This window comes from Aureispira sp. CCB-E, from assembly GCF_031326345.1.
Classification (GTDB): Bacteria; Bacteroidota; Bacteroidia; order Chitinophagales; family Saprospiraceae; genus Aureispira.
Map to the genome: position 1 here is coordinate 2018828 of NZ_CP133671.1, position 19772 is coordinate 2038599.

Consider the following 19772-nt stretch of genomic DNA (forward strand, 5'->3'; position numbering starts at 1 on the left):
TAACTACAAACCTTTGGTGGCTAGTTAATCAACTGAAAGATAACTTGTTATCAATATTAACTATGTAACTAGGCAAAAGGGTGAGCGGGTATGAAAAAATTAATCTTAAAAACAGTCAGTTATCAAGCCTTAGAGCAAGCCTTTAAAAGTTGGTTGATCGCCTTGGGATATAGTGAAAGTACTTGTTACAATCTGCCAACTTTGGTTCGAGAATTTTTGCATTATCAAGAGCAGCAAAAGAAGGAGTTAAAAGACTGGCAACCGACGGATTTTAAAGCTTTTATGGAGCATTGTAAAAGAAGAACGAACGAACGTAGAGCAGGGGCATTGAGTAGCAATCATCTAAATAAAATCGCTCATGCTTTGGACTTGTTACAGCAGTATTTAAACAAGATTAATCAAGTTGATTTTTATTATAAAATAACTCGTCTGAAATCCGAAACGAAGGTTTTACAAATCTTTAGTAAGCAGCAAATTAAAGAACTTTATGAGGCTTGTGATGAAACCTTGATGGGGTATAGAAATCGAGTGCTGTTAGGGCTTTGTTATGGTTGTGGACTGCGAAGAAGTGAAGCGGTCAACTTAGAAATGAGTGATTTATGGTGGGATAAAAGCTTGCTGCAAGTGCGAAAAACTAAGACAAAGAAAAGCCGTTTAGTTCCGATGACCAAGCAGTTACAAGCAGATTTTTATTATTATCAACAACAGATTAGACCACTCTTGATTAAAGAGAAAGAGCCACCTTATTTTTTGTTGAGTAATCGAGGCAGAAAGCTAGGCAAACAAACGCTTTACAAGAGTTTTGTAAGCTTGTTAAAAACAATAGATTTACCTCAAACAGGTTTGCACACTTTGCGCCATAGTATAGCCTCTCATTTAGCAGCATCAGGAATGGCAAGCGAGCAGATTGCTCAATTTTTAGGGCATCAGACCCTAGACTCTACTCAAATCTATGTGCATTTAAAATCCTCCAATGATGAAGATAAAAACCTATCTACAAAGTTTGTATAAATCAAGCACAGCGACCTCTTATCATTTAGAATGGTTGGACTTTGAAAGCTTTGTAAATCAGTTGAATATTAGTATTAAATCTATTGATTACCAACTACTGTTGGATTATGTTCAAGCACTTCAAAAGAGAAACTTAAAGCCTGTAAGCATCAATAGAAAGCTGTTGATTATAGAGCAAGTGTTTAAGTATTTATTACCAAATCAAGCGAATCCAGTTAAAGGATTTAGAGTAAAGCGACAAGGTAGAAAACCGATCTTAGAACCTTTGGAAATAAGTGACTTAGAAGTTGTTTTAACTAACTTTAGCAAAGAAAGTATTTATCAAAAACGAAATCATTTAATCTTAGGCTTTATCCATTATCAAGCCTTGCGAGTTGGAGAGATTAAGGCTTTAGAACTAGAGCATCTAGACTTAGAGAAAGCCTTGATTAATGTTCCAAAAGTGGGTCGGAATAAAAGTAGAACCTTAGCCTTAACAGCTTTGCAAGTGGTTGGATTACAGGAATATTTAATAAGTATACGTCCGCAGCTATTGCAGTATTACACGAATCAGTTATTTGTTAGTGGCGGACAATCTAAACGGCTAAATAATAGCATTACAAAACTACAAAAAGGAATAAAAAAGCAGCTTCCCAAGCTTCAAAACTTGGAGCATTGGCGAACGAGTATTATTGTCCATTGGTTAGAAAGTAGTCCTTTATTAGAGGTTCAAGAACGCTTAGGACATTGCTATCCAAGTAGTACAGAGCGTTATAAAATCCATGCGATAAAGAGTTTACGAGATCAGTTAGAGGTTCATCATCCCTTACAATAAATAGATTTATTTTTTAATTGTTGTTGGTTGCGTGGCTGCAACAGAGGGAGAGCAGCGACCAATAAGAATTAAAACTTATAGCCGTCTAGGCTATAAAAAGAACGAGGACAAAATGCCTTTACGGCTGGCGTACCGTAAGCGTAAGGAGCGACTAGTGCTATGCAGTAAAGTAGTACCTTACTACGATGAATAGCCACATTTTTTATGCAAGCGTTAGCGCAGCTAGGCGGCTCCCCAAGCGGTACGCATACTAGGCTAGTGGAGTGCTTGTATTTTTCTTTTTTCAAATGAAAATATAAGGATGAGAACTAGCAGGACGAGGAATAGGTAAGCCCAGAGCTGTGACAGACAGAGCGACTAGCGAAGGATATTTTAAATACTGGCGCAGCTATGGACGGCAACTTCTGACGAGACCTACCACTTTCCCTTTTTAAACTTTAGCATTTATATAACTTTATTTTTCAATAGAAAATAAGTTCAGTTGCAAATAAAAGGCATATCTTAGAGTTGCATTAGTGTGAAAAAGTCGTGCTAAAAGTTGAAAATAGTTATACCCCTTTGGTTGGGATATGCCTGGGAGATCCTTTAACTCTGGAAATTATCGCCATGGATTTAATGGAAAGGAAAATGACCATCACTGGGGCGACCAGCTTATCCAAGATTATGGCTTTAGATTGTATAATCCTGCTATTGCTAAGTTCCTTAGCGTTGATCCATTAACAAGGATGTATCCAATGCTTACTCCTTATCAGTTTGCTTCTAATAGCTCAATTGCCAATATAGATTTAGATGGTCTGGAAGCTTCCTCTAGCATTAGACTTACAGCTTCAGATGGTTCGTTAATTACAATTCCTGCTGATTCAGATCCCATTATTATTACAGAAAAGACCAAAGATTTATATTTAAATTCTGGCAATTATACCACAGAAGAGTTTTATTCAAAATATCCCAAAAATACATTAGGGTCTTTTACTGTAGATGGACATGAATTTTATGCTTCTTATCATGGTGAAAATGGTGAGTTTACAGGTTATTATAGTCATACAGCTAATGAATACTATAATCAAAGTGACAAACCTATAAAATTAATTGAAACGCCATTCTTTAAAGGGTACACTCCTCTGCTTCATACCCCATCATCCGAAGGAATATTTGAAGACCCAACAAGTGGTGTTATGGCAGACGCAATGGTAGCTAAGGATTATGCTAGTATGGCATCAGGGACAGGCATTTTTCTTGCTGTAACTAAAAAAGGAGTACAATTATTAGGAAAAGGCTTGAAAGGTGTATTAAATGGGACAAAGAAACTGTTCCAAAGGTATAAAATAGATGGTATTAATCATACTGCGGATGGAATGCCTCGAGTCAAAGCAACAAAAGGAAATAAGAAGTATGATATAACAGAGGGAAGAGTGAAAGAATACGTGCCTGAACCTAGAGCACCTTCTGGATGGAGACAGGCATCTTTCAAAGGGAAAAATGCTGAAAAAGTACCTTTTGGTACAAGAAGAATAGGTGGTGCAGGAAAAGGAAAAAAACGAACGCCATCATTAAGAGAAAAAAGATTATTAAGAAAGGCTCACAAGAATTGTCCACAGTGTAAAAAATCATCGTAATTTTTATGAACAACTTGAATTTAGTTATAGAAGGTTATAGAAAATTTTTGAATGCTTCTTGGGAAGCTTTTGAAGAACAAACTTTAGCTTTTAGTCATGATACAGAAGAAGATCAGAATAATTGGTTACAGGCTAATTGGGAAATCTTAGTTGAATCTAATGTATGTGATTGGGATGAATACTTAGAAGAATACGGAAATGGAGCTGATTGTAATGTGAATAGTGATAGAGTGACAAAACCTAAGGCTAAGGCTACCCATAGTATAATATGCTCTTCAAAGGATAATAATTTAGTGACAGACTTTTTTACAAAAGAGAAAGTATTATTGGATGAAATGAGTTTTTCGAAATTTATCTCTGTAAAGAACAATAAGTATACAGATCAACCACCTTTTGATTGGGTTTTGCTAGAGAATGGAAATGAGTTTTCAATAATAGAGTTAAACAAGGTCGTATTTAAAAAAGTTATTAAAGTTAGTTAGAAGCAGTTAAAGGAATGGACTAAGGTATTCCACCTCAGAAGCCAACAGACTAGAACCACGCCAGTAGCAAAAGGCTACCACTGCGCTAGTCGCTATGTTCTGTCATGTTTCTAGTGTTTGCCATGTTCGGTTTCATGCAGCTTCTCATGCTTATATTGGTGTCAAGTATGCCACATACAAGCGTTACAGCTGCTTAGTTTGTGTACCGTTATGGGAGCTGTCAGGCATCAGATATTCTTTTCAATTGAAAATAAAACTATCGGTAAATACTTGCATAAAAAATCCCCTTCGACCAAGAGCTGAAGGGGATTTTTATGTAGTGCTCTATTGCTGTGATCACAGCTTTCCTATAGCACACCTGTCACTCCGTCCACAAGTGGTTCTCTACACCAAACAGCCACAGGCTGTTTGCCCTAGACGGGTTCGTTTCGTTCATACTTACGGTACATACAGCCCTGTCGGGGCTTTCGTTCACGTTTTTTACTTACAGCCTAGTCGGCTGTAAACTTTAATTATTTGCCAGTCGCTGCTCTCGCTACATGGCAGCCGCTGCGTCTGTCAAAAATTAAAGGGAATTTTAGTTGTTAAAATCTAAGTCATCATTAGGATTGAGTTGCCGTCTAACATGAAAAACTCTAAGAATCATCAATAAATATTCAGCTATAACGTGATAGATCACTCTATAATTTCCTGCATTGACGTGACGAATATTTTTATCATCTTTCAGCTCTGGAATTGGTCGACCTCTAAGAGGCTGAACTTTTAAGCCTTCGACTTGCTGGAAGATTTGCCCCATTTGCTTACTGGAAGGGTATTGATTATAATATTCTTCAATTTCTTCTAAATCATTTAATGCTCTTGTAGAGTATTTAACCGTTACTTTAGCCATTTTTTGAATCGTTCTTTTACTTCTTCTTCAGAATGAAATTTACCTTCTTCAACTTCTTTCAAAGCATCTTTGATGCCTTGAATTTCTTCTTCTGTTGGAACCCAATTATCTTCTTGTTGTTGGGCTTGAAAAACAAGTTGTTCAATGGCTGTGATAATATTTTCATCACTCAAGTCGAATAAAGCTTGAGCAAGTGCGATTTTTCTAGCTTCTATTGAAATCATGTATTGTTAATTTAGGTGTAAGCAAATCTAGATTTAGCGTCTCGAATAAGTGCATTTAGTGTAAATAATATATGCTCTTTTTCTTTTTTAGGTAATTGTTGTAAACTTAAAACTTGCTCAACAATATCTTTATCAAGCTCTTGGTCAACTTTACCAACTAAATAATCTAAAGAAACTTCTAATACTTCTGACAGTTTAGCTGCTAACTCCATAGATGGTTTTGCTAAATCTCTTTCGTATCGACTAATGATATTAGTATGAACTCCAATTTTTTCTGCTAACTCAGCCTGAGAAAGTTGTTTTAACTTCCTCAAGGTAGCCAATCTATTTTTAAAATCACTCATAAGTGTTTATTTTTTGCTTTGAATGTGTCTTTTTTATAAAAATACTACTTTTTTAGTGTTAAAAAAAATATTAAAAATTGGCTTGTTAGATATTTTTAATTAGATTTACACACTAAAGTGTTAATTTAGTTAAATTTTATTTTTCAAAAGAAATTTTTTTAGACGTCTAAGGGAATTTGCAAACCCTATCAAAATGACAATAGACCAAATCAAGGAAGGCTTAAACATAAAAGATGTTTTAGCTCATTACGGAATAGTAATAAACAAGAATCAACACATCAATTGCCCGTTTCACGAAGATAAGACCCCAAGTATGAAAGTATATGCAGAAACGAACACGGTGTATTGCTTTAGTGGAAATTGCTCTACGCATGGCAGGAGTTTAGATGTAATTGAATTTGTAATAGAGAAAGAAAACTGCACCAAACACGAAGCTATTTTAAAATGTAAATCTATGTTGAATTATGAAGTTCCAGAACTAAAAACAAAGCCCAATGACATTTTAAAAGTTCTATGGGCTGAATTTGTGAGCAGTTATAAAAACTCAAAAGTCAAGGCTTATGCAGCGAAACGAGGTATTGAACGGGTAGAAATTGGTTACAACTCTGGGCGATGGCACAAAAAGAAGAGCGTGAGTGATCAGCAGATCAAAGCAGCTCAAGAAGTTTCTTATTTATTGCCAGCGATGCAAGGGAAAGGGCATCGAGTATGGGCGAAGGAATGTTTGATTTTTGCTTTGCGGAATGCTGCTAATGAAGTGGTTAGTTTTTATGGGCGTTCGGTGAATGGAGAGGGGCATTTTTACCTAAAAGATAGATCAGGTTTATATCCCTCTTATCTAAAGTTGGAGACTAAAAAAGTGATCTTAACGGAAAGTATTATAGATGCCGCAAGCTTGTTAAATATTGCTACCATCGTAGAGAATTACAGCGTTTTGGCATTGTATGGAACGAATGGATTAACGTCCAATCATCGAGCAGCCTTAGCGAACTTAAAAGATTTAGAAGAAATTGTTTTGCTATTGGATGGGGATGATGCAGGGAAAAAGGCAAGCGAAAAGCTAGGGGATTATTTATCAAAAGAATATCCCAATACAGTTATCAAAATCGTAGAATTACCCAACAATACAGATGTAAATGAGCTTTGGGTGAATCATTTAAGCGAAGCCTTGTTTTTAGATTTATTGGAGCAATCGAGCGTTCTTAAATGTATCGAAAAGCCAAGTTTAGACTTGAAGATAATCAACTCAAATTATTACACTTATGAAACGGAAAAGCTAAAAATAGAAGTGTTGGGGGGTATAAATATAGAGCAATTAGACAAGCTGACTTGCACCTTGAGATTGACCAGAAAACCCAAGCGCAACGCCTTGGATAAGTTGCGCCAAAGCTTGAACTTATACCATAGTGGACAGGTTCGAGGTTTGGTCAAACGAGTGCAAGAAGAATTTGAATTACCCATGCAGGAGCTTCGCTTGTTGTTTGCAGATCTGATTGAAAATCTAGAATTGTATAGAAGTCGAGAGCAGGGAGCAGGAGAGGAGAACCAAGTTGAAGCAAGAGTCTTGAGTCCAGGGCGAAAAAAAATAGCCTTGGATTATGCAAAAGCTGAAAACTTGATGCAACATACGTGGGATGATTTAGGAAAGGTGGGGGTTGTTGGCGAGCGCATGAGTGCGATGATTATGTACTTGTGTTTTAGCTCTAGAAAGTTGTCAAAGCCTTTGCACATCATTAGTTTAGGTAGTAGTGGAAGTGGCAAAACGCATTTACAAGAAACGATTGCGGAGCTGATCCCAGAACAGGAAATTATGAGCATTACCAGTTTATCAGATAATGCGATGTATTATTATCCAGATGGGGCATTAGAACATAGTTTGTTTTTGATCGAGGATATGGATGGCATGAGTGAAGAGGCTAATTATGCTTTGCGAGAGTTAAAAAGCAAAGGGGAGTTGAGCCGAGATATACCCGTGAAAGATTATAAAGGGAAGTTGACGACTCAAAAAGTATATGTAAAAGGACCGATATGTTTTGCAGGTTGTCAGCAATTCTAACGATAAACAGAATTATATGATAAAATAAGATTTAAGTTCATTGAAAAAGGAACGTACATTTACTAAAAAGTAAACGATGTACGACAAATTAGTAGAAATAGTATCCAAAGAGTTTCACCAAGTTCCAGACCATCGAAAAGGACATACAGAATATTTGCTACATGATTGTTTAATGGGAGCATTTGCTATGTTTGGTCTAAAAGATCCATCATTATTGAGTTTTATAGATAATGCCATTCATCGTAAGGACAATTTAGAACAAGTCTTTAAAATTAGTAAGCTTCCAACAGATAATGGGATGCGAAAAATTTTAGATGCTGTCCAACCATCTGTTTTTCAACCTACTTTTAAAACAATCTTTGAACATTTGGAAAGGCTCAAAATACTCGAAAGTAGAAGATACTTAGACCAACATTTGCTAGTAAGTGTTGATGCCACAGGTACATTTTCTTCCAATAAGATTGGTTGTTCTCAATGTTTAACAAAGAAAAGAAAAAATGGTACAATAGAACATCATCACCAATTGTTAGCAGCGAGTGTAGTTCATCCTAATTTCAAGACCGTTTTTCCTGTTTTTGGAGAAGCAATAACGCGGCAGGATGGTTCAAAAAAGAATGATTGTGAACGAAAGGCATGTAAACGATTATTTCCACATTTACGCAGCATACTGCCAAAAGAAAAGATCTTAATTCTTTTAGATGCTTTATATGCTGATGGTCCAACTATTAAAGCACTTCAAGCACAAGATATCCAAATGGATTACATCATAGTAATCAAGGAAGGATATGTTTTGGAACAAGTTAAGCAACTTAGAAAAAAGGATAGTTTGCATCAGTGTCAATACCAGAAAAATGAAAAGACTCTGTGTCGATACAGGTGGGCATCTAACCTCATTCTAAATGGCGCAAACCAAGATATTATCGTAAACTATTTAGAATACGAAGAATATGATTTAGAAAAAGATAAAGTGGTTTATTCCAATAAGTGGATTACCAACCTAACTTTGACTAAATCAAATGTTTCATCTATTGCCACAGCTGGAAGAGCACGTTGGAAAATTGAAAATGAGACATTTAACACCTTGAAGAATCAAGACTACAATTTGGAACATAATTATGGTCATGGAAAATTCTACTTATCAACAGTATTTGCTTTGATTATGCTATTAGCATTTTTTGTTGACCAGATTACAAGGGCTGTTGATGAAAGTTTTGAACAAGCCTTAAAAGAAGCAAAAACATTGCGTGATTTAAGGCAGAAAGTTCGAGTACTCTTTGATTTTATTCCTACTATTTCAATGAACTTAATCTATCAAATAATCGCTAGAAAGGTCAATATTCGACCTCAATTAGAATAGCTATTTGATATTATTATTATTTAATATATTTTCTTACATCGTTAGAATTGCTGGCAGGTTGTACAACAAGAGAAAAGATATACGAGGATAATGCAAACCGCTGCTTGCTCTTATATAGAAATGAATCGAAGGCGCACAAAGAGGCTGTGATGGCTGCGCAGCGTAAAGCCTCGGCAGGGAAAATAAATGAGTTGGAACAACAGAAAATCAAGGATTTATTTAAAGATGTGCAGATGTTGTTAAAGCCTATAAAAGTGGTGAATCCTTATGCAGAACAGTTAATCTTGCCTGAGAAGGTCTTTAAGCCTTTGAGAACGAATGCGCATTATCTGAAATTTATTGAAGTGATAACGTTCTATCATCAACACCAAAGAGTAATGAAAACGAGTCAATCAGGTACAAAATATATAGAAACGACGATAGAAGATATTGAGTGGGCGAACAAATTAATGAAAGATGTTTTGTTGTCCAAAAGTGATGAGTTGAGTTGGGGAGTACGGCAGTTTTTGGAGAAGCTTAAAAAGTGGATGCAAGCAAATAAATTAGAGAGTTTTACAGGCAAGGAAGTTCGCAAAAGTATTAGAATCGCTCCAAGTACGCTAACTAAATATCTGTATATCTTACGCCAATATGGTTTGGTAGAAATACTCGGAGGAAGTCGCCACAATGGTTTTAAATATCTACTCAATGCGTCTGATGATTATGATAAAATGCGTCAAGACTTATCTAAAGTATTAGACAAAGTTCTACAATCTATTAAAAATAAGGAAGTTAACTAATTATGTAGTAACTACAAACCTTTGGTGGCTAGTTAATCAACTGAAAGATAACTTGTTATCAATATTAACTATGTAACTAGGCAAAAGGGTGAGCGGGTATGAAAAAATTAATCTTAAAAACAACAAGCTATCAAGCCTTAGAACAAGCTTTTAGAAGTTGGTTAATAGCCTTGGGATATAGTGAAAGTACTTGTTACAATCTGCCAACTTTGGTTCGAGAATTTTTGCATTATCAAGAGCAGCAAAAGAAGGAGTTAAAAGACTGGCAACCGACGGATTTTAAAGCTTTTATGGAGCATTGTAAAAGAAGAAAGAACGAACGTAGAGCAGGGGCATTGAGTAGCAATCATCTAAATAAAATCGCTCATGCTTTGGACTTGTTACAGCAGTATTTAAACAAGATTAATCAAGTTGATTTTTATTATAAAATAACTCGTCTGAAATCCGAAACGAAGGTTTTACAAATCTTTAGTAAGCAGCAAATTAAAGAACTTTATGAGGCTTGTGATGAAACCTTGATGGGGTATAGAAATCGAGTGCTGTTAGGGCTTTGTTATGGTTGTGGACTGCGAAGAAGTGAAGCGGTCAACTTAGAAATGAGTGATTTATGGTGGGATAAAAGCTTGCTGCAAGTGCGAAAAACTAAGACAAAGAAAAGCCGTTTAGTTCCGATGACCAAGCAGTTACAAGCAGATTTTTATTATTATCAACAACAGATTAGACCACTCTTGATTAAAGAGAAAGAGCCACCTTATTTTTTGTTGAGTAATCGAGGCAGAAAGCTAGGCAAACAAACGCTTTACAAGAGTTTTGTAAGCTTGTTAAAAACAATAGATTTACCTCCAACAGGTTTGCACACTTTGCGCCATAGTATAGCCTCTCATTTAGCAGCATCAGGAATGGCAAGCGAGCAGATTGCTCAATTTTTAGGGCATCAGACCCTAGACTCTACTCAAATCTATGTGCATTTAAAATCCTCCAATTATGAAGATAAAAACCTATCTACAAAGTTTGTATAAATCAAGCACAGCGACCTCTTATCATTTAGAATGGTTGGACTTTGAAAGCTTTGTAAATCAGTTGAATATTAGTATTAAATCTATTGATTACCAACTACTGTTGGATTATGTTCAAGCACTTCAAAAGAGAAACTTAAAGCCTGTAAGCATCAATAGAAAGCTGTTGATTATAGAGCAAGTGTTTAAGTATTTATTCTAAGTACAGGACAAAAAATGGAGAAATTGAAAAATTAGTAAATTAGTAGTTGCGAAATCACTATTTACAAACTTCAATAACTCCGAATGAAAGATACAGAAAAAGTTCTTAAAGATATATTATCTGATCATTTTGCTGGTCAAAGTCAGCGATTGACCATGTTGAGTAAGCTGGTTATTTCCATAATAAAAATGAGCAGCATTAGCTATGCTCAACTTTCGCTGGTATTGAACCCTTTTGCAAAACGAGAATCTAATTTCAAAAGGATTCAACGTTTCATGAAAGAATACAAATTCTGTCGTAAGTGCTATATTCAATTAGTTTGGAAACTCATTGTTTTTAGTAATCAGTGGGTAGCTCTGAGCATTGATAGAACCAATTGGAAATTTGGGAAAATCAACATCAATATTTTACTAATAGGTATTAGCTATAATGGAACAGCAATACCACTTATTTGGACTCTATTAGACAAAAGAGGTAACTCTTCTCAACAGGAACGGATAGATTTAATGCAAAGCTTGATGAGTCATTTAACAATAAAGCAAAAAGGGCAAATCAAATATTTGTTAGCAGACCGTGAGTTTATTGGTAATCAATGGATAAGCTATTTAAAATCTTTGCCTTTAATTTTTATTATTAGAATCCGAAGTAACAGTTTGATGCGAAAGTTTGGACAAATAAAAGAAGTAAAAGTTGGCAAATACTTTAGCCAATCAACTTTTAAAGCTTTGAGAAAACAAAGAATACTTTTCAAGCACCAACTTTATATTGGAGGTCAGAAACTAGGTAAATCTGAATGGCTTATTTTGATAAGTAACAAACCTATTTCAAAAGGTAAAAGAATTTATCAAGAACGCTGGGGAATCGAAGTTTTTTTCTCAGCTTGTAAAACAAGAGGATTTAATTTTGAGGATACTCATGTAACAGCACCATCTAGATTATCCAGTCTACTATTTCTTGTTGCAATAGCCTTTGTTTGGTCTTATAAAACAGGAGAATGGTTAATCAAAAGAGGGGGTAAAATTCCAATAAAAAAACTAAAAACTCGAAAAGCTAAACTCTTTAGTATTTTTAGAATTGGCTTAGATTATATCAAAGAACGTTTACTTAACTTTTTAACTTTATTTCAGGAATTAAAACTTTTGTCCTGTACTTAGGTATTTATTACCAAATCAAGCGAATCCAGTTAAAGGATTTAGAGTAAAGCGACAAGGTAGAAAACCGATCTTAGAACCTTTGGAAATAAGTGACTTAGAAGTTGTTTTAACTAACTTTAGCAAAGAAAGTATTTATCAAAAACGAAATCATTTAATCTTAGGCTTTATCCATTATCAAGCCTTGCGAGTTGGAGAGATTAAGGCTTTAGAACTAGAGCATCTAGACTTAGAGAAAGCCTTGATTAATGTTCCAAAAGTGGGTCGGAATAAAAGTAGAACCTTAGCCTTAACAGCTTTGCAAGTGGTTGGATTACAGGAATATTTAATAAGTACACGTCCGCAGCTATTGCAGTATTACACGAATCAGTTATTTGTTAGTGGCGGATAATCTAAACGGCTAAATAATAGCATTACAAAACTACAAAAAGGAATAAAAAAGCAGCTTCCCAAGCTTCAAAACTTGGAGCATTGGCGAACGAGTATTATTGTCCATTGGTTAGAAAGTAGTCCTTTATTAGAGGTTCAAGAACGCTTAGGACATTGCTATCCAAGTAGTACAGAGCGTTATAAAATCCATGCGGTAAAGAGTTTACGAGATCAGTTAGAGGTTCATCATCCCTTCAGCAATTCTAACGATGTAAGAAAATATATTAAATAATAATAATATCAAATAGCTATTCTAATTGAGGTCGAATATTGACCTTTCTAGCGATTATTTGATAGATTAAGTTCATTGAAATAGTAGGAATAAAATCAAAGAGTACTCGAACTTTCTGCCTTAAATCACGCAATGTTTTTGCTTCTTTTAAGGCTTGTTCAAAACTTTCATCAACAGCCCTTGTAATCTGGTCAACAAAAAATGCTAATAGCATAATCAAAGCAAATACTGTTGATAAGTAGAATTTTCCATGACCATAATTATGTTCCAAATTGTAGTCTTGATTCTTCAAGGTGTTAAATGTCTCATTTTCAATTTTCCAACGTGCTCTTCCAGCTGTGGCAATAGATGAAACATTTGATTTAGTCAAAGTTAGGTTGGTAATCCACTTATTGGAATAAACCACTTTATCTTTTTCTAAATCATATTCTTCGTATTCTAAATAGTTTACGATAATATCTTGGTTTGCGCCATTTAGAATGAGGTTAGATGCCCACCTGTATCGACACAGAGTCTTTTCATTTTTCTGGTATTGACACTGATGCAAACTATCCTTTTTTCTAAGTTGCTTAACTTGTTCCAAAACATATCCTTCCTTGATTACTATGATGTAATCCATTTGGATATCTTGTGCTTGAAGTGCTTTAATAGTTGGACCATCAGCATATAAAGCATCTAAAAGAATTAAGATCTTTTCTTTTGGCAGTATGCTGCGTAAATGTGGAAATAATCGTTTACATGCCTTTCGTTCACAATCATTCTTTTTTGAACCATCCTGCCGCGTTATTGCTTCTCCAAAAACAGGAAAAACGGTCTTGAAATTAGGATGAACTACACTCGCTGCTAACAATTGGTGATGATGTTCTATTGTACCATTTTTTCTTTTCTTTGTTAAACATTGAGAACAACCAATCTTATTGGAAGAAAATGTACCTGTGGCATCAACACTTACTAGCAAATGTTGGTCTAAGTATCTTCTACTTTCGAGTATTTTGAGCCTTTCCAAATGTTCAAAGATTGTTTTAAAAGTAGGTTGAAAAACAGATGGTTGGACAGCATCTAAAATTTTTCGCATCCCATTATCTGTTGGAAGCTTACTAATTTTAAAGACTTGTTCTAAATTGTCCTTACGATGAATGGCATTATCTATAAAACTCAATAATGATGGATCTTTTAGACCAAACATAGCAAATGCTCCCATTAAACAATCATGTAGCAAATATTCTGTATGTCCTTTTCGATGGTCTGGAACTTGGTGAAACTCTTTGGATACTATTTCTACTAATTTGTCGTACATCGTTTACTTTTTAGTAAATGTACGTTCCTTTTTCAATGAACTTAAATCTTATTTTATCATATAATTCTGTTTATCGTTAGAATTGCTGCTGTTGTTTAGGACAGTATTTTATAAAATCTTGTGATAAGGATAATCAAATGATAACTTTGATGGATTATAAAACAGCTGTTAGGATTGATGTTAAAAATCATTTAGCAAAGCCAGTATATACAAGTTGGCAGATGAATAAGAATGATAATTATATAAATTGCATAATTACCTGTTCATATGATAGTACTTTTGTTGAAAAAACTTCTGGGCGAATCGAGTTTATGAAGCGAAATGAAAATTTCAAATACAAACTATTAAAGTATTGTCCTAAAAGAAAATATTAGCAAGATATTCAAAAAAGTAGCGATCTAGTATTGTACTAGTAGAAAAAAGCTACTAGTGATTCCTTTGGTTACAGTACTAGGCTTTGTTATTCGGCGGTTTTTGCTTCATCGAAATAAGGATTAATTGACAAATACTGGTATAAAAACATGAGTCATCCCGAATTTATGAGATGACAAAAAAATAAAAACTCTTGCGTAAATTTGGGATTAACGACAATTCCAAAACGACAAGAGTTTTTTTATGTATAAAACATACTTACAAGATAAAATAGAAAAAGGAAAAATAAATGGTGCCGACAATTTTCTTTTGAAAAAAAGTTCTAAATACTTAGAAGGATTACTGATAAAACTAGATGAGCAAATAGATAGCCGTTTGGTTAGAACATTTTATAATCTATTCATTTCCATACTGATATTAAGAAATAAGAGTAGCGGTTTACTTTTAAGTGAGTTAGGCGGGTACATTTGTGGATTTCGGAAGGCACCAGCAGGGACAAAGCGAATAAGCAACTTGTTAAGGAGCAAAAAATGGGAACACAAGTTAATAAAAGACTATTTGTTTGAGAAGACAAAAGAGCGTATTGCCAGCTTGCAAAAAGAAGGAAAACGCCCTTTGTTGTTATGGGATGATTCTCGTTTAGAAAAGCCAGAAAGTTGGTGGAGTGAAGGATTGTGTAGTGTCTGGAGTAGTAAAGGCAAGCGATTAACAAAAATTAAACGCGGTTTTTACCGACCACCAAGTAGCAGAATATGTGTCCCTGGCTATAAGTGGACAGCTACGATGTTGTCTTGCCTAGGAGGAGTGCCAAGTGTTTGTCAAATGACTTGGTGGACAACAAGAGGCAAGCATAAAGAACTCGCTACTAATATCATTTTTCGTATGCTAAAACGATTAAAAAAGGAATTAAATACAGGAGTTCTACATGTTTTGGATAGAGGATATGCAAATATCTGGACAGTAGAGCATATGTTACATTTCCAACAAGATTTTCTGATCCGTTGGAAGAAAAATCATCTACTTATCGCTACGAAAAAAGGAAAGAAGAAAACACATTTATTAGCCCGTTCATTTAAAGGAAAAAAACCTAGATTAATTTATGACAAGGAACGAAAAGAGCAACGTTCTGCAACTATAGCATGGGGAGAAGTCTTTCATCCAGAGTTACCCGATATTCCCTTATATTTAGTTATTCTTAGAGACAAAAAAAGACAGACTCCTCCTATTTATTTTCTGACTTCTGTAATCATTACAAATGCCAGAACTGCTTGGGAAATGGCGAATAGCTATATGCATCGCTGGGAAATTGAGCAATCTTTTCGTTTCTGTAAAACAGAGTTAGCAATGGAATCTCCTAGATTGTGGTTTTGGGAAAACAAGCTTAAGTTATTAGCTATCGTTGCTTTGGTTTATGATTTTCTTTTAACTCTACTTCGAAATTGGAGAACTTGGGTCAACCTTTTCCTCCGAAACTGGGGACATCGAACAGGAAATCGGTATAGAAATACTTCCATACCGATTTACCGTCTTAGAGCTGCCATCTCCGTTTGTATTTTTTCTCTCTTTGCTCTATTACAAAATTCGGGATGACTCATGTTTTTATTGTACCAGTTAAATTTCTATAAACACTAATCAAAATGTCCATCTTGAATATCGACGGTCACACTAGTTTGGCTTTTTAGCGTTTTGAGTAAGCCCCTAGTTTTGGGGAGTTCATACTCAAAGAAATATTCCATGGTATATAACTTACCTTGGTAAAATGCATCCTCATTCGCATCAAGTTTTTGAGTAGCAACCAATCCTTGTTTGAGCCATTGCCAGCCAATGACAACAGTGCCAAAAGTTTCTAGGTAAAGCGTTGCATCGGAAAGAAAGGCTTCTAGTTGTCCCTGCATCCCAAGCATGCTCAAATTCATAGTTGTATCGACTAATTTCTCCAAAGTAGTTTTTAAGTCATTCGCATATTTTTGCAGGGATTCAACTGCAAACGCTTTTTCGATTGTGGTAGTCACTTCAGCGATTAGAAGTCGTAGGGTAGCACCCTGATCTTTGGCAATTTTTCGACCCAACAAATCCATGCCATGAATAGCCGTTGTTCCTTCGTGTATTGGATGAATTCTAGCCTCTCTATAAAAATGTTCTGGCAAAAAGTCCTCTGTAAAACCATAGCCCCCCAAACACTGAATTGCAGCACTTGTGCTCAAACAACCCATTTCAGAAGGATAGGATTTGGCGACAGGAGTTAACAAACCCAATAAGGCATCATACTTCTGTTGTTCTTCACCTTTTGTCACTCGAACCAAGTCAGCATACCGAGAACACTCCATTAATAAACTTAAACTACCTTCTACAACGGAACGTTGAAAGAGTAACATTCGTTTTACATCAGCATGCTCAATGATCAAAGATTGTTGAGTAGATTTGCTCCCAATCCGTCTTCCTTGACTGCGTTCACGACAATATTGGAGAGCCGCGTAGTATGCGGCTGAAGCAATTGATGCGGCATTAAAACCAACGGCAATTCGAGCTTCGTTCATCATTTGAAACATACAGAACAACCCCTTATTAGCCTCGCCAACCAAGTACCCTCTACAGTCGTCTTGTTCTCCTGTAATAATATGCGCAATAGGAGCACCTTTGTAACCCATTTTGTGAAAAATACCACCTGTTGTAACGTCATTAAATTCTAAATGACCATCGGCATCAGGACGCATTCTAGGAACAATAAATAAGGAAATACCTTTCGAACCCTTGGGGGCACCTTTGATTCTTGCTAGCATCAGGTGAACAATATTTTCTACTCCATCATGATCGCCACAGGAAATGAATATTTTTTGTCCTTTTATTTTGTAATACCCATGATCAGTAGGTTCAGCAGATGTTGTAATGTCTCCTAGGGAGCTTCCTGCTTCAGGTTCTGTCAGGGCCATCGTTCCCTGCCAAGTGCCGTTGTACATTTTTTCTAGGTAAGTGGCTTTTTGTATTGGTGTACCAAAGCTTCGGATAAGGTTCGCTGCCCCAGCAGACAAAAAAGGATAGACCGTCGCAGAGTAGTTGGCTGCTCCCATAATGAATAAAGTAGCATTAAAAATCATATAAGGCATCTGCTGACCGCCTTCTTCGTAGGATAGAGGAGAGTTGATCCAGCCACCACTTCCAAACGCCTGCATTAATTCTTTCATAGCAGGATGCACTTTGATGCGTCCATCCGTAAATTCAGGGGCGTTGCGATCCATTTCAGTTAAAATAGGGCGAAGTTTTTGGGTAGATAAATCTGTGCAAGCGTCCAAAACCATGGTGTAAGTCTCTATATTGTGATCTTTAAAAAAAGGATATTGAGATAGAGACTCAATTTGAAAAACATCGTTTAGAAGGAAATGTAGATTTTTTTTGCTGTAGAATTTCATAGAAGATTAATTGAGTGTTTTGTAGATTCGTGATGACTCAATATAATCATTTTTATGATTTATTACTCCACTTCTTGAAAGGTAATAATGTAGTGACAACCTTTTTTAGAGCTATCTTTTTGAATATCTCCAGAGAGCTGACGAACTAATTTTTGTACCAAATTCAGTCCAAGCGTGCTAATTTTAGCTAACGTTAAATCTTTGGGACAACCAACTCCATTGTCACCAATATATAAAATAAAGGAAGGTGTCTCCAATTCTTTTATACGAATGTATAACTTGCCATTTTCTCCTTTAGGGATACCATGGATCAACGCATTGGTAATAATTTCATTGCAGAGGAGCCCAAGAGGAATAGCAGTATCTAGACCCAAGTGAATGATTTCAGGAATTTCAATTTGAGCTACAATAGTTTGCTGTTCGTCTTTGATGGAGCCAATTAGAGAATAAGTTAGTTCTTCGAGGTATGCTTTCAACTGAATTTTAGAAAGGTTGTCGGATTGATAGAGCATTTCATGAACCATTGCCATTGTATTGATTCGATATTGGCTTTGTTTGAATAGATTCTGAATGCTATGATCACTATTTTGATTGGCTTGGAGATGCAAAAGGCTTGTAATAACTTGGAGGTTATTTTTTACTCGATGATGGATTTCTTTGAGTAGTACTTCTCGTTCTTTATTTTGAACTTCAATTTTTTTCAATTGATTGCTGAGTAAACTATTTTTTTTGTTTCGAATTCTTAGCATAGAGAGTCCCAAAATTAATAAAATTAGCAAACCAAGGATAGAACTAATCAGCACCATAAACTGAAACTGATTGTCACTCTCTTTGATTCGAGCACTTTTTTTTAAGTGTTCATTTTCCTTTTGAGTCAGCTCCATTTCGTACTTTATCTCCAAGTCGTGCAACTGTTCCTCTTGTCGTTGATTGTAGATGACGGCATTTAATTGTGCAATGGTATCTGACAATTCTAGTGCCCTCTTATAGTTTTTTTGATATTTGTAATATTCCAATAAAGCCGAATAATATAACAAGCGATATTGATCAATATCACAAGAATCGCTGATATAAAAAGATTTTTGTAGAGCTGCTTGCGCAAGATCAAGTTTACCTTGTTCCCAGTATATGGCAGCGATTCGGTTGTAACATAGAGGAAACTCGCAGATGTCTCCCGATAATTTATATTGCTTAATGGCTTCTTGGTAAGAATAAAGGGCTTGGGAATAGTTTTTTTCTTTGTAGTTACTATATCCTAAAATAAGATTGTTAACCGCATGACCATTTCCTCGGAGGCTTTTATTAGGACTAGTTTCGATGGATCGAAGTGCATACTCTTTTGCTTTGATATGATTGTGTAAGTTAAAATAGCACTCACTAACATTTCCATAAATCAAAGACTCAAAAATAGCTTTGTCCTTGATTGGTTCGAGGTATTCTTTAGATTCTAACAGTAGTCGAATCGCTTCCTTTGACTTTCCTGCCGATTTTCGGATGTCTGCTCGTAAAAAATAGCCATAAAAAATTTCGACAGGTTTTAGATCATCCTGCTTTAGATATTCTAGGACTAATATCTGTGCATCTTTGAATTGATGTTCGTAAGTCAGTTTCGTAATATCTTTCTTTAACTGCTCAATTCTTGGTGTAAGGGGGTGTGTAGATGCTTTGCATAAGCATCCAAGAACCAAAAAAAATACCAATAGAAATCTCTGTATAAACATCTCCAAAAATGAATGGTTATACTAATGTTATAAAACATCAGTTAATCGATTCTATTTGGTTTTTTAAAAGGGAGGGGGAGGTGAAAATTACCTTCAGTAAAGTAAGATAGGAATAATTAAATATAGTTAAAGTATTTTAGAATGTAAAGAAGGCTAAATGTTTTTTGTGTAAAAAAAGGGTAAAACAATTGTAATTTAAACTTTTTAATATTTAAGCTATTAGTAATGAAAAGTATAGCTTTGTTGTCAGTGAAGGTCTTTTTTGTAAAAATAGTTAAGGAAACTTTTTTTATCTTAAAAAGTGTATATTTAAAGATAGAAAATTAGTACAAAAGAAGATTGAGAGTAGGACAAATGACGGCTGTTTATATTG

The 19772-nt window shown here is 35.2% G+C and carries 19 protein-coding genes; 13 read left to right on the plus strand and 6 right to left on the minus strand.

Annotated features, from left to right (window positions below; genetic code table 11):
• Positions 1-90 precede the first annotated feature (90 nt).
• From QP953_RS07620 to QP953_RS07635, 4 genes are all read left to right on the plus strand, one after another.
• Positions 91-1011 carry a tyrosine-type recombinase/integrase gene (locus tag QP953_RS07620; RefSeq protein ID WP_309554519.1) on the plus strand — a complete coding sequence of 307 codons (921 nt, stop codon included), beginning with the start codon at positions 91-93 and terminating at the stop codon, positions 1009-1011.
• Entirely contained in the window at positions 974-1825 is an 852-nt protein-coding gene (locus QP953_RS07625) for a tyrosine-type recombinase/integrase (protein WP_309554520.1), read from the plus strand. Before QP953_RS07620 ends, QP953_RS07625 begins: the two co-directional genes overlap by 38 nt.
• Positions 1826-2394: 569 nt before the next feature.
• The gene (locus tag QP953_RS07630) at positions 2395-3441 is read left to right on the plus strand and encodes an RHS repeat-associated core domain-containing protein (protein WP_309554522.1); all 1047 of its coding nucleotides are present in this window, start codon (positions 2395-2397) and stop codon (positions 3439-3441) included.
• A 5-nt stretch (positions 3442-3446) separates the two neighbouring features.
• Positions 3447-3923 (plus strand): hypothetical protein, encoded by a 477-nt coding sequence (locus QP953_RS07635; protein ID WP_309554523.1) that lies wholly within the window; start codon positions 3447-3449, stop codon positions 3921-3923.
• A 577-nt stretch (positions 3924-4500) separates the two neighbouring features.
• On the opposite strand, the gene QP953_RS07640 is transcribed toward QP953_RS07635, so the two are convergent.
• Genes QP953_RS07640 through QP953_RS07650 form a run of 3 tightly spaced genes read right to left on the minus strand, consistent with a single transcriptional unit; the run spans position 4501 to position 5380 of the window.
• Entirely contained in the window at positions 4501-4812 is a 312-nt protein-coding gene (locus QP953_RS07640) for a type II toxin-antitoxin system RelE/ParE family toxin (protein ID WP_309554514.1), read from the minus strand.
• The gene (locus tag QP953_RS07645; RefSeq protein ID WP_309554516.1) at positions 4800-5036 is read right to left on the minus strand and encodes a hypothetical protein; all 237 of its coding nucleotides are present in this window, start codon (positions 5034-5036) and stop codon (positions 4800-4802) included. The genes QP953_RS07640 and QP953_RS07645 overlap by 13 nt, the downstream gene beginning before the upstream one ends.
• A gap of 11 nt (positions 5037-5047) precedes the next feature.
• Complete coding sequence (locus QP953_RS07650) at positions 5048-5380, minus strand: helix-turn-helix transcriptional regulator (protein ID WP_309554517.1); 333 nt, start codon at positions 5378-5380, stop codon at positions 5048-5050.
• 193 nt (positions 5381-5573) lie between these two features.
• Between QP953_RS07650 and QP953_RS07655 the strand changes: the two genes are divergently transcribed.
• From QP953_RS07655 to QP953_RS07690, 8 genes are all read left to right on the plus strand, one after another.
• Positions 5574-7436, plus strand: a complete 1863-nt coding sequence (locus tag QP953_RS07655) for a CHC2 zinc finger domain-containing protein (protein WP_309554524.1) — start codon at positions 5574-5576, stop codon at positions 7434-7436.
• Positions 7437-7512: 76 nt separating this feature from the next.
• On the plus strand, positions 7513-8793 hold the full coding sequence (locus QP953_RS07660) for a transposase (RefSeq protein ID WP_309552833.1): 1281 nt from the start codon (positions 7513-7515) through the stop codon (positions 8791-8793).
• Positions 8794-8897: 104 nt separating this feature from the next.
• Complete coding sequence (locus tag QP953_RS07665; RefSeq protein ID WP_309554525.1) at positions 8898-9572, plus strand: hypothetical protein; 675 nt, start codon at positions 8898-8900, stop codon at positions 9570-9572.
• Between the two features lie 98 nt (positions 9573-9670).
• Positions 9671-10591 (plus strand): tyrosine-type recombinase/integrase, encoded by a 921-nt coding sequence (locus QP953_RS07670; protein WP_309554526.1) that lies wholly within the window; start codon positions 9671-9673, stop codon positions 10589-10591.
• Positions 10557-10790: a site-specific integrase gene (locus QP953_RS07675; RefSeq protein WP_309554528.1), complete on the plus strand. Its 234-nt coding sequence runs from the start codon at positions 10557-10559 to the stop codon at positions 10788-10790. The genes QP953_RS07670 and QP953_RS07675 overlap by 35 nt, the downstream gene beginning before the upstream one ends.
• Positions 10791-10873: 83 nt before the next feature.
• Positions 10874-11944: an IS4 family transposase gene (locus QP953_RS07680; RefSeq protein ID WP_309554461.1), complete on the plus strand. Its 1071-nt coding sequence runs from the start codon at positions 10874-10876 to the stop codon at positions 11942-11944.
• A gap of 79 nt (positions 11945-12023) precedes the next feature.
• Entirely contained in the window at positions 12024-12332 is a 309-nt protein-coding gene (locus tag QP953_RS07685) for a site-specific integrase (RefSeq protein WP_309554530.1), read from the plus strand.
• Positions 12333-12404: 72 nt separating this feature from the next.
• Positions 12405-12602, plus strand: coding sequence for a hypothetical protein (locus QP953_RS07690; protein ID WP_309554531.1), 198 nt, complete (start codon positions 12405-12407; stop codon positions 12600-12602).
• A gap of 16 nt (positions 12603-12618) precedes the next feature.
• On the opposite strand, the gene QP953_RS07695 is transcribed toward QP953_RS07690, so the two are convergent.
• A complete protein-coding gene (locus tag QP953_RS07695) occupies positions 12619-13899 on the minus strand; it encodes a transposase (protein ID WP_309552833.1) in 1281 nt (426 codons plus the stop codon).
• 615 nt (positions 13900-14514) lie between these two features.
• On the opposite strand from QP953_RS07695, the gene QP953_RS07700 reads away from it, so the two are divergent.
• A complete protein-coding gene (locus QP953_RS07700) occupies positions 14515-15861 on the plus strand; it encodes a transposase (protein WP_052594259.1) in 1347 nt (448 codons plus the stop codon).
• A gap of 38 nt (positions 15862-15899) precedes the next feature.
• Here QP953_RS07700 and QP953_RS07705 read toward each other — a convergent pair whose 3' ends face one another.
• Both QP953_RS07705 and QP953_RS07710 read right to left on the minus strand, forming a co-directional pair.
• Positions 15900-17678, minus strand: a complete 1779-nt coding sequence (locus QP953_RS07705) for an acyl-CoA dehydrogenase (RefSeq protein ID WP_052600123.1) — start codon at positions 17676-17678, stop codon at positions 15900-15902.
• 62 nt (positions 17679-17740) lie between these two features.
• The gene (locus QP953_RS07710) at positions 17741-19399 is read right to left on the minus strand and encodes a histidine kinase dimerization/phosphoacceptor domain -containing protein (protein ID WP_309554532.1); all 1659 of its coding nucleotides are present in this window, start codon (positions 19397-19399) and stop codon (positions 17741-17743) included.
• Positions 19400-19772 lie beyond the last annotated feature (373 nt).

Bases quoted from the DNA above. Each gene is read 5' to 3' on its own strand.
- QP953_RS07620 (WP_309554519.1), top strand. From the start codon at position 91: ATGAAAAAATTAATCTTAAAAACAGTCAGTTATCAAGCCTTAGAGCAA.
- QP953_RS07625 (WP_309554520.1), top strand. From the start codon at position 974: ATGATGAAGATAAAAACCTATCTACAAAGTTTGTATAAATCAAGCACA.
- QP953_RS07630 (WP_309554522.1), top strand. From the start codon at position 2,395: ATGCCTGGGAGATCCTTTAACTCTGGAAATTATCGCCATGGATTTAAT.
- QP953_RS07635 (WP_309554523.1), top strand. From the start codon at position 3,447: ATGAACAACTTGAATTTAGTTATAGAAGGTTATAGAAAATTTTTGAAT.
- QP953_RS07640 (WP_309554514.1), bottom strand. From the start codon at position 4,812: ATGGCTAAAGTAACGGTTAAATACTCTACAAGAGCATTAAATGATTTA.
- QP953_RS07645 (WP_309554516.1), bottom strand. From the start codon at position 5,036: ATGATTTCAATAGAAGCTAGAAAAATCGCACTTGCTCAAGCTTTATTC.
- QP953_RS07650 (WP_309554517.1), bottom strand. From the start codon at position 5,380: ATGAGTGATTTTAAAAATAGATTGGCTACCTTGAGGAAGTTAAAACAA.
- QP953_RS07655 (WP_309554524.1), top strand. From the start codon at position 5,574: ATGACAATAGACCAAATCAAGGAAGGCTTAAACATAAAAGATGTTTTA.
- QP953_RS07660 (WP_309552833.1), top strand. From the start codon at position 7,513: ATGTACGACAAATTAGTAGAAATAGTATCCAAAGAGTTTCACCAAGTT.
- QP953_RS07670 (WP_309554526.1), top strand. From the start codon at position 9,671: ATGAAAAAATTAATCTTAAAAACAACAAGCTATCAAGCCTTAGAACAA.
- QP953_RS07675 (WP_309554528.1), top strand. From the start codon at position 10,557: ATGAAGATAAAAACCTATCTACAAAGTTTGTATAAATCAAGCACAGCG.
- QP953_RS07680 (WP_309554461.1), top strand. From the start codon at position 10,874: ATGAAAGATACAGAAAAAGTTCTTAAAGATATATTATCTGATCATTTT.
- QP953_RS07695 (WP_309552833.1), bottom strand. From the start codon at position 13,899: ATGTACGACAAATTAGTAGAAATAGTATCCAAAGAGTTTCACCAAGTT.
- QP953_RS07700 (WP_052594259.1), top strand. From the start codon at position 14,515: ATGTATAAAACATACTTACAAGATAAAATAGAAAAAGGAAAAATAAAT.
- QP953_RS07705 (WP_052600123.1), bottom strand. From the start codon at position 17,678: ATGAAATTCTACAGCAAAAAAAATCTACATTTCCTTCTAAACGATGTT.
- QP953_RS07710 (WP_309554532.1), bottom strand. From the start codon at position 19,399: ATGTTTATACAGAGATTTCTATTGGTATTTTTTTTGGTTCTTGGATGC.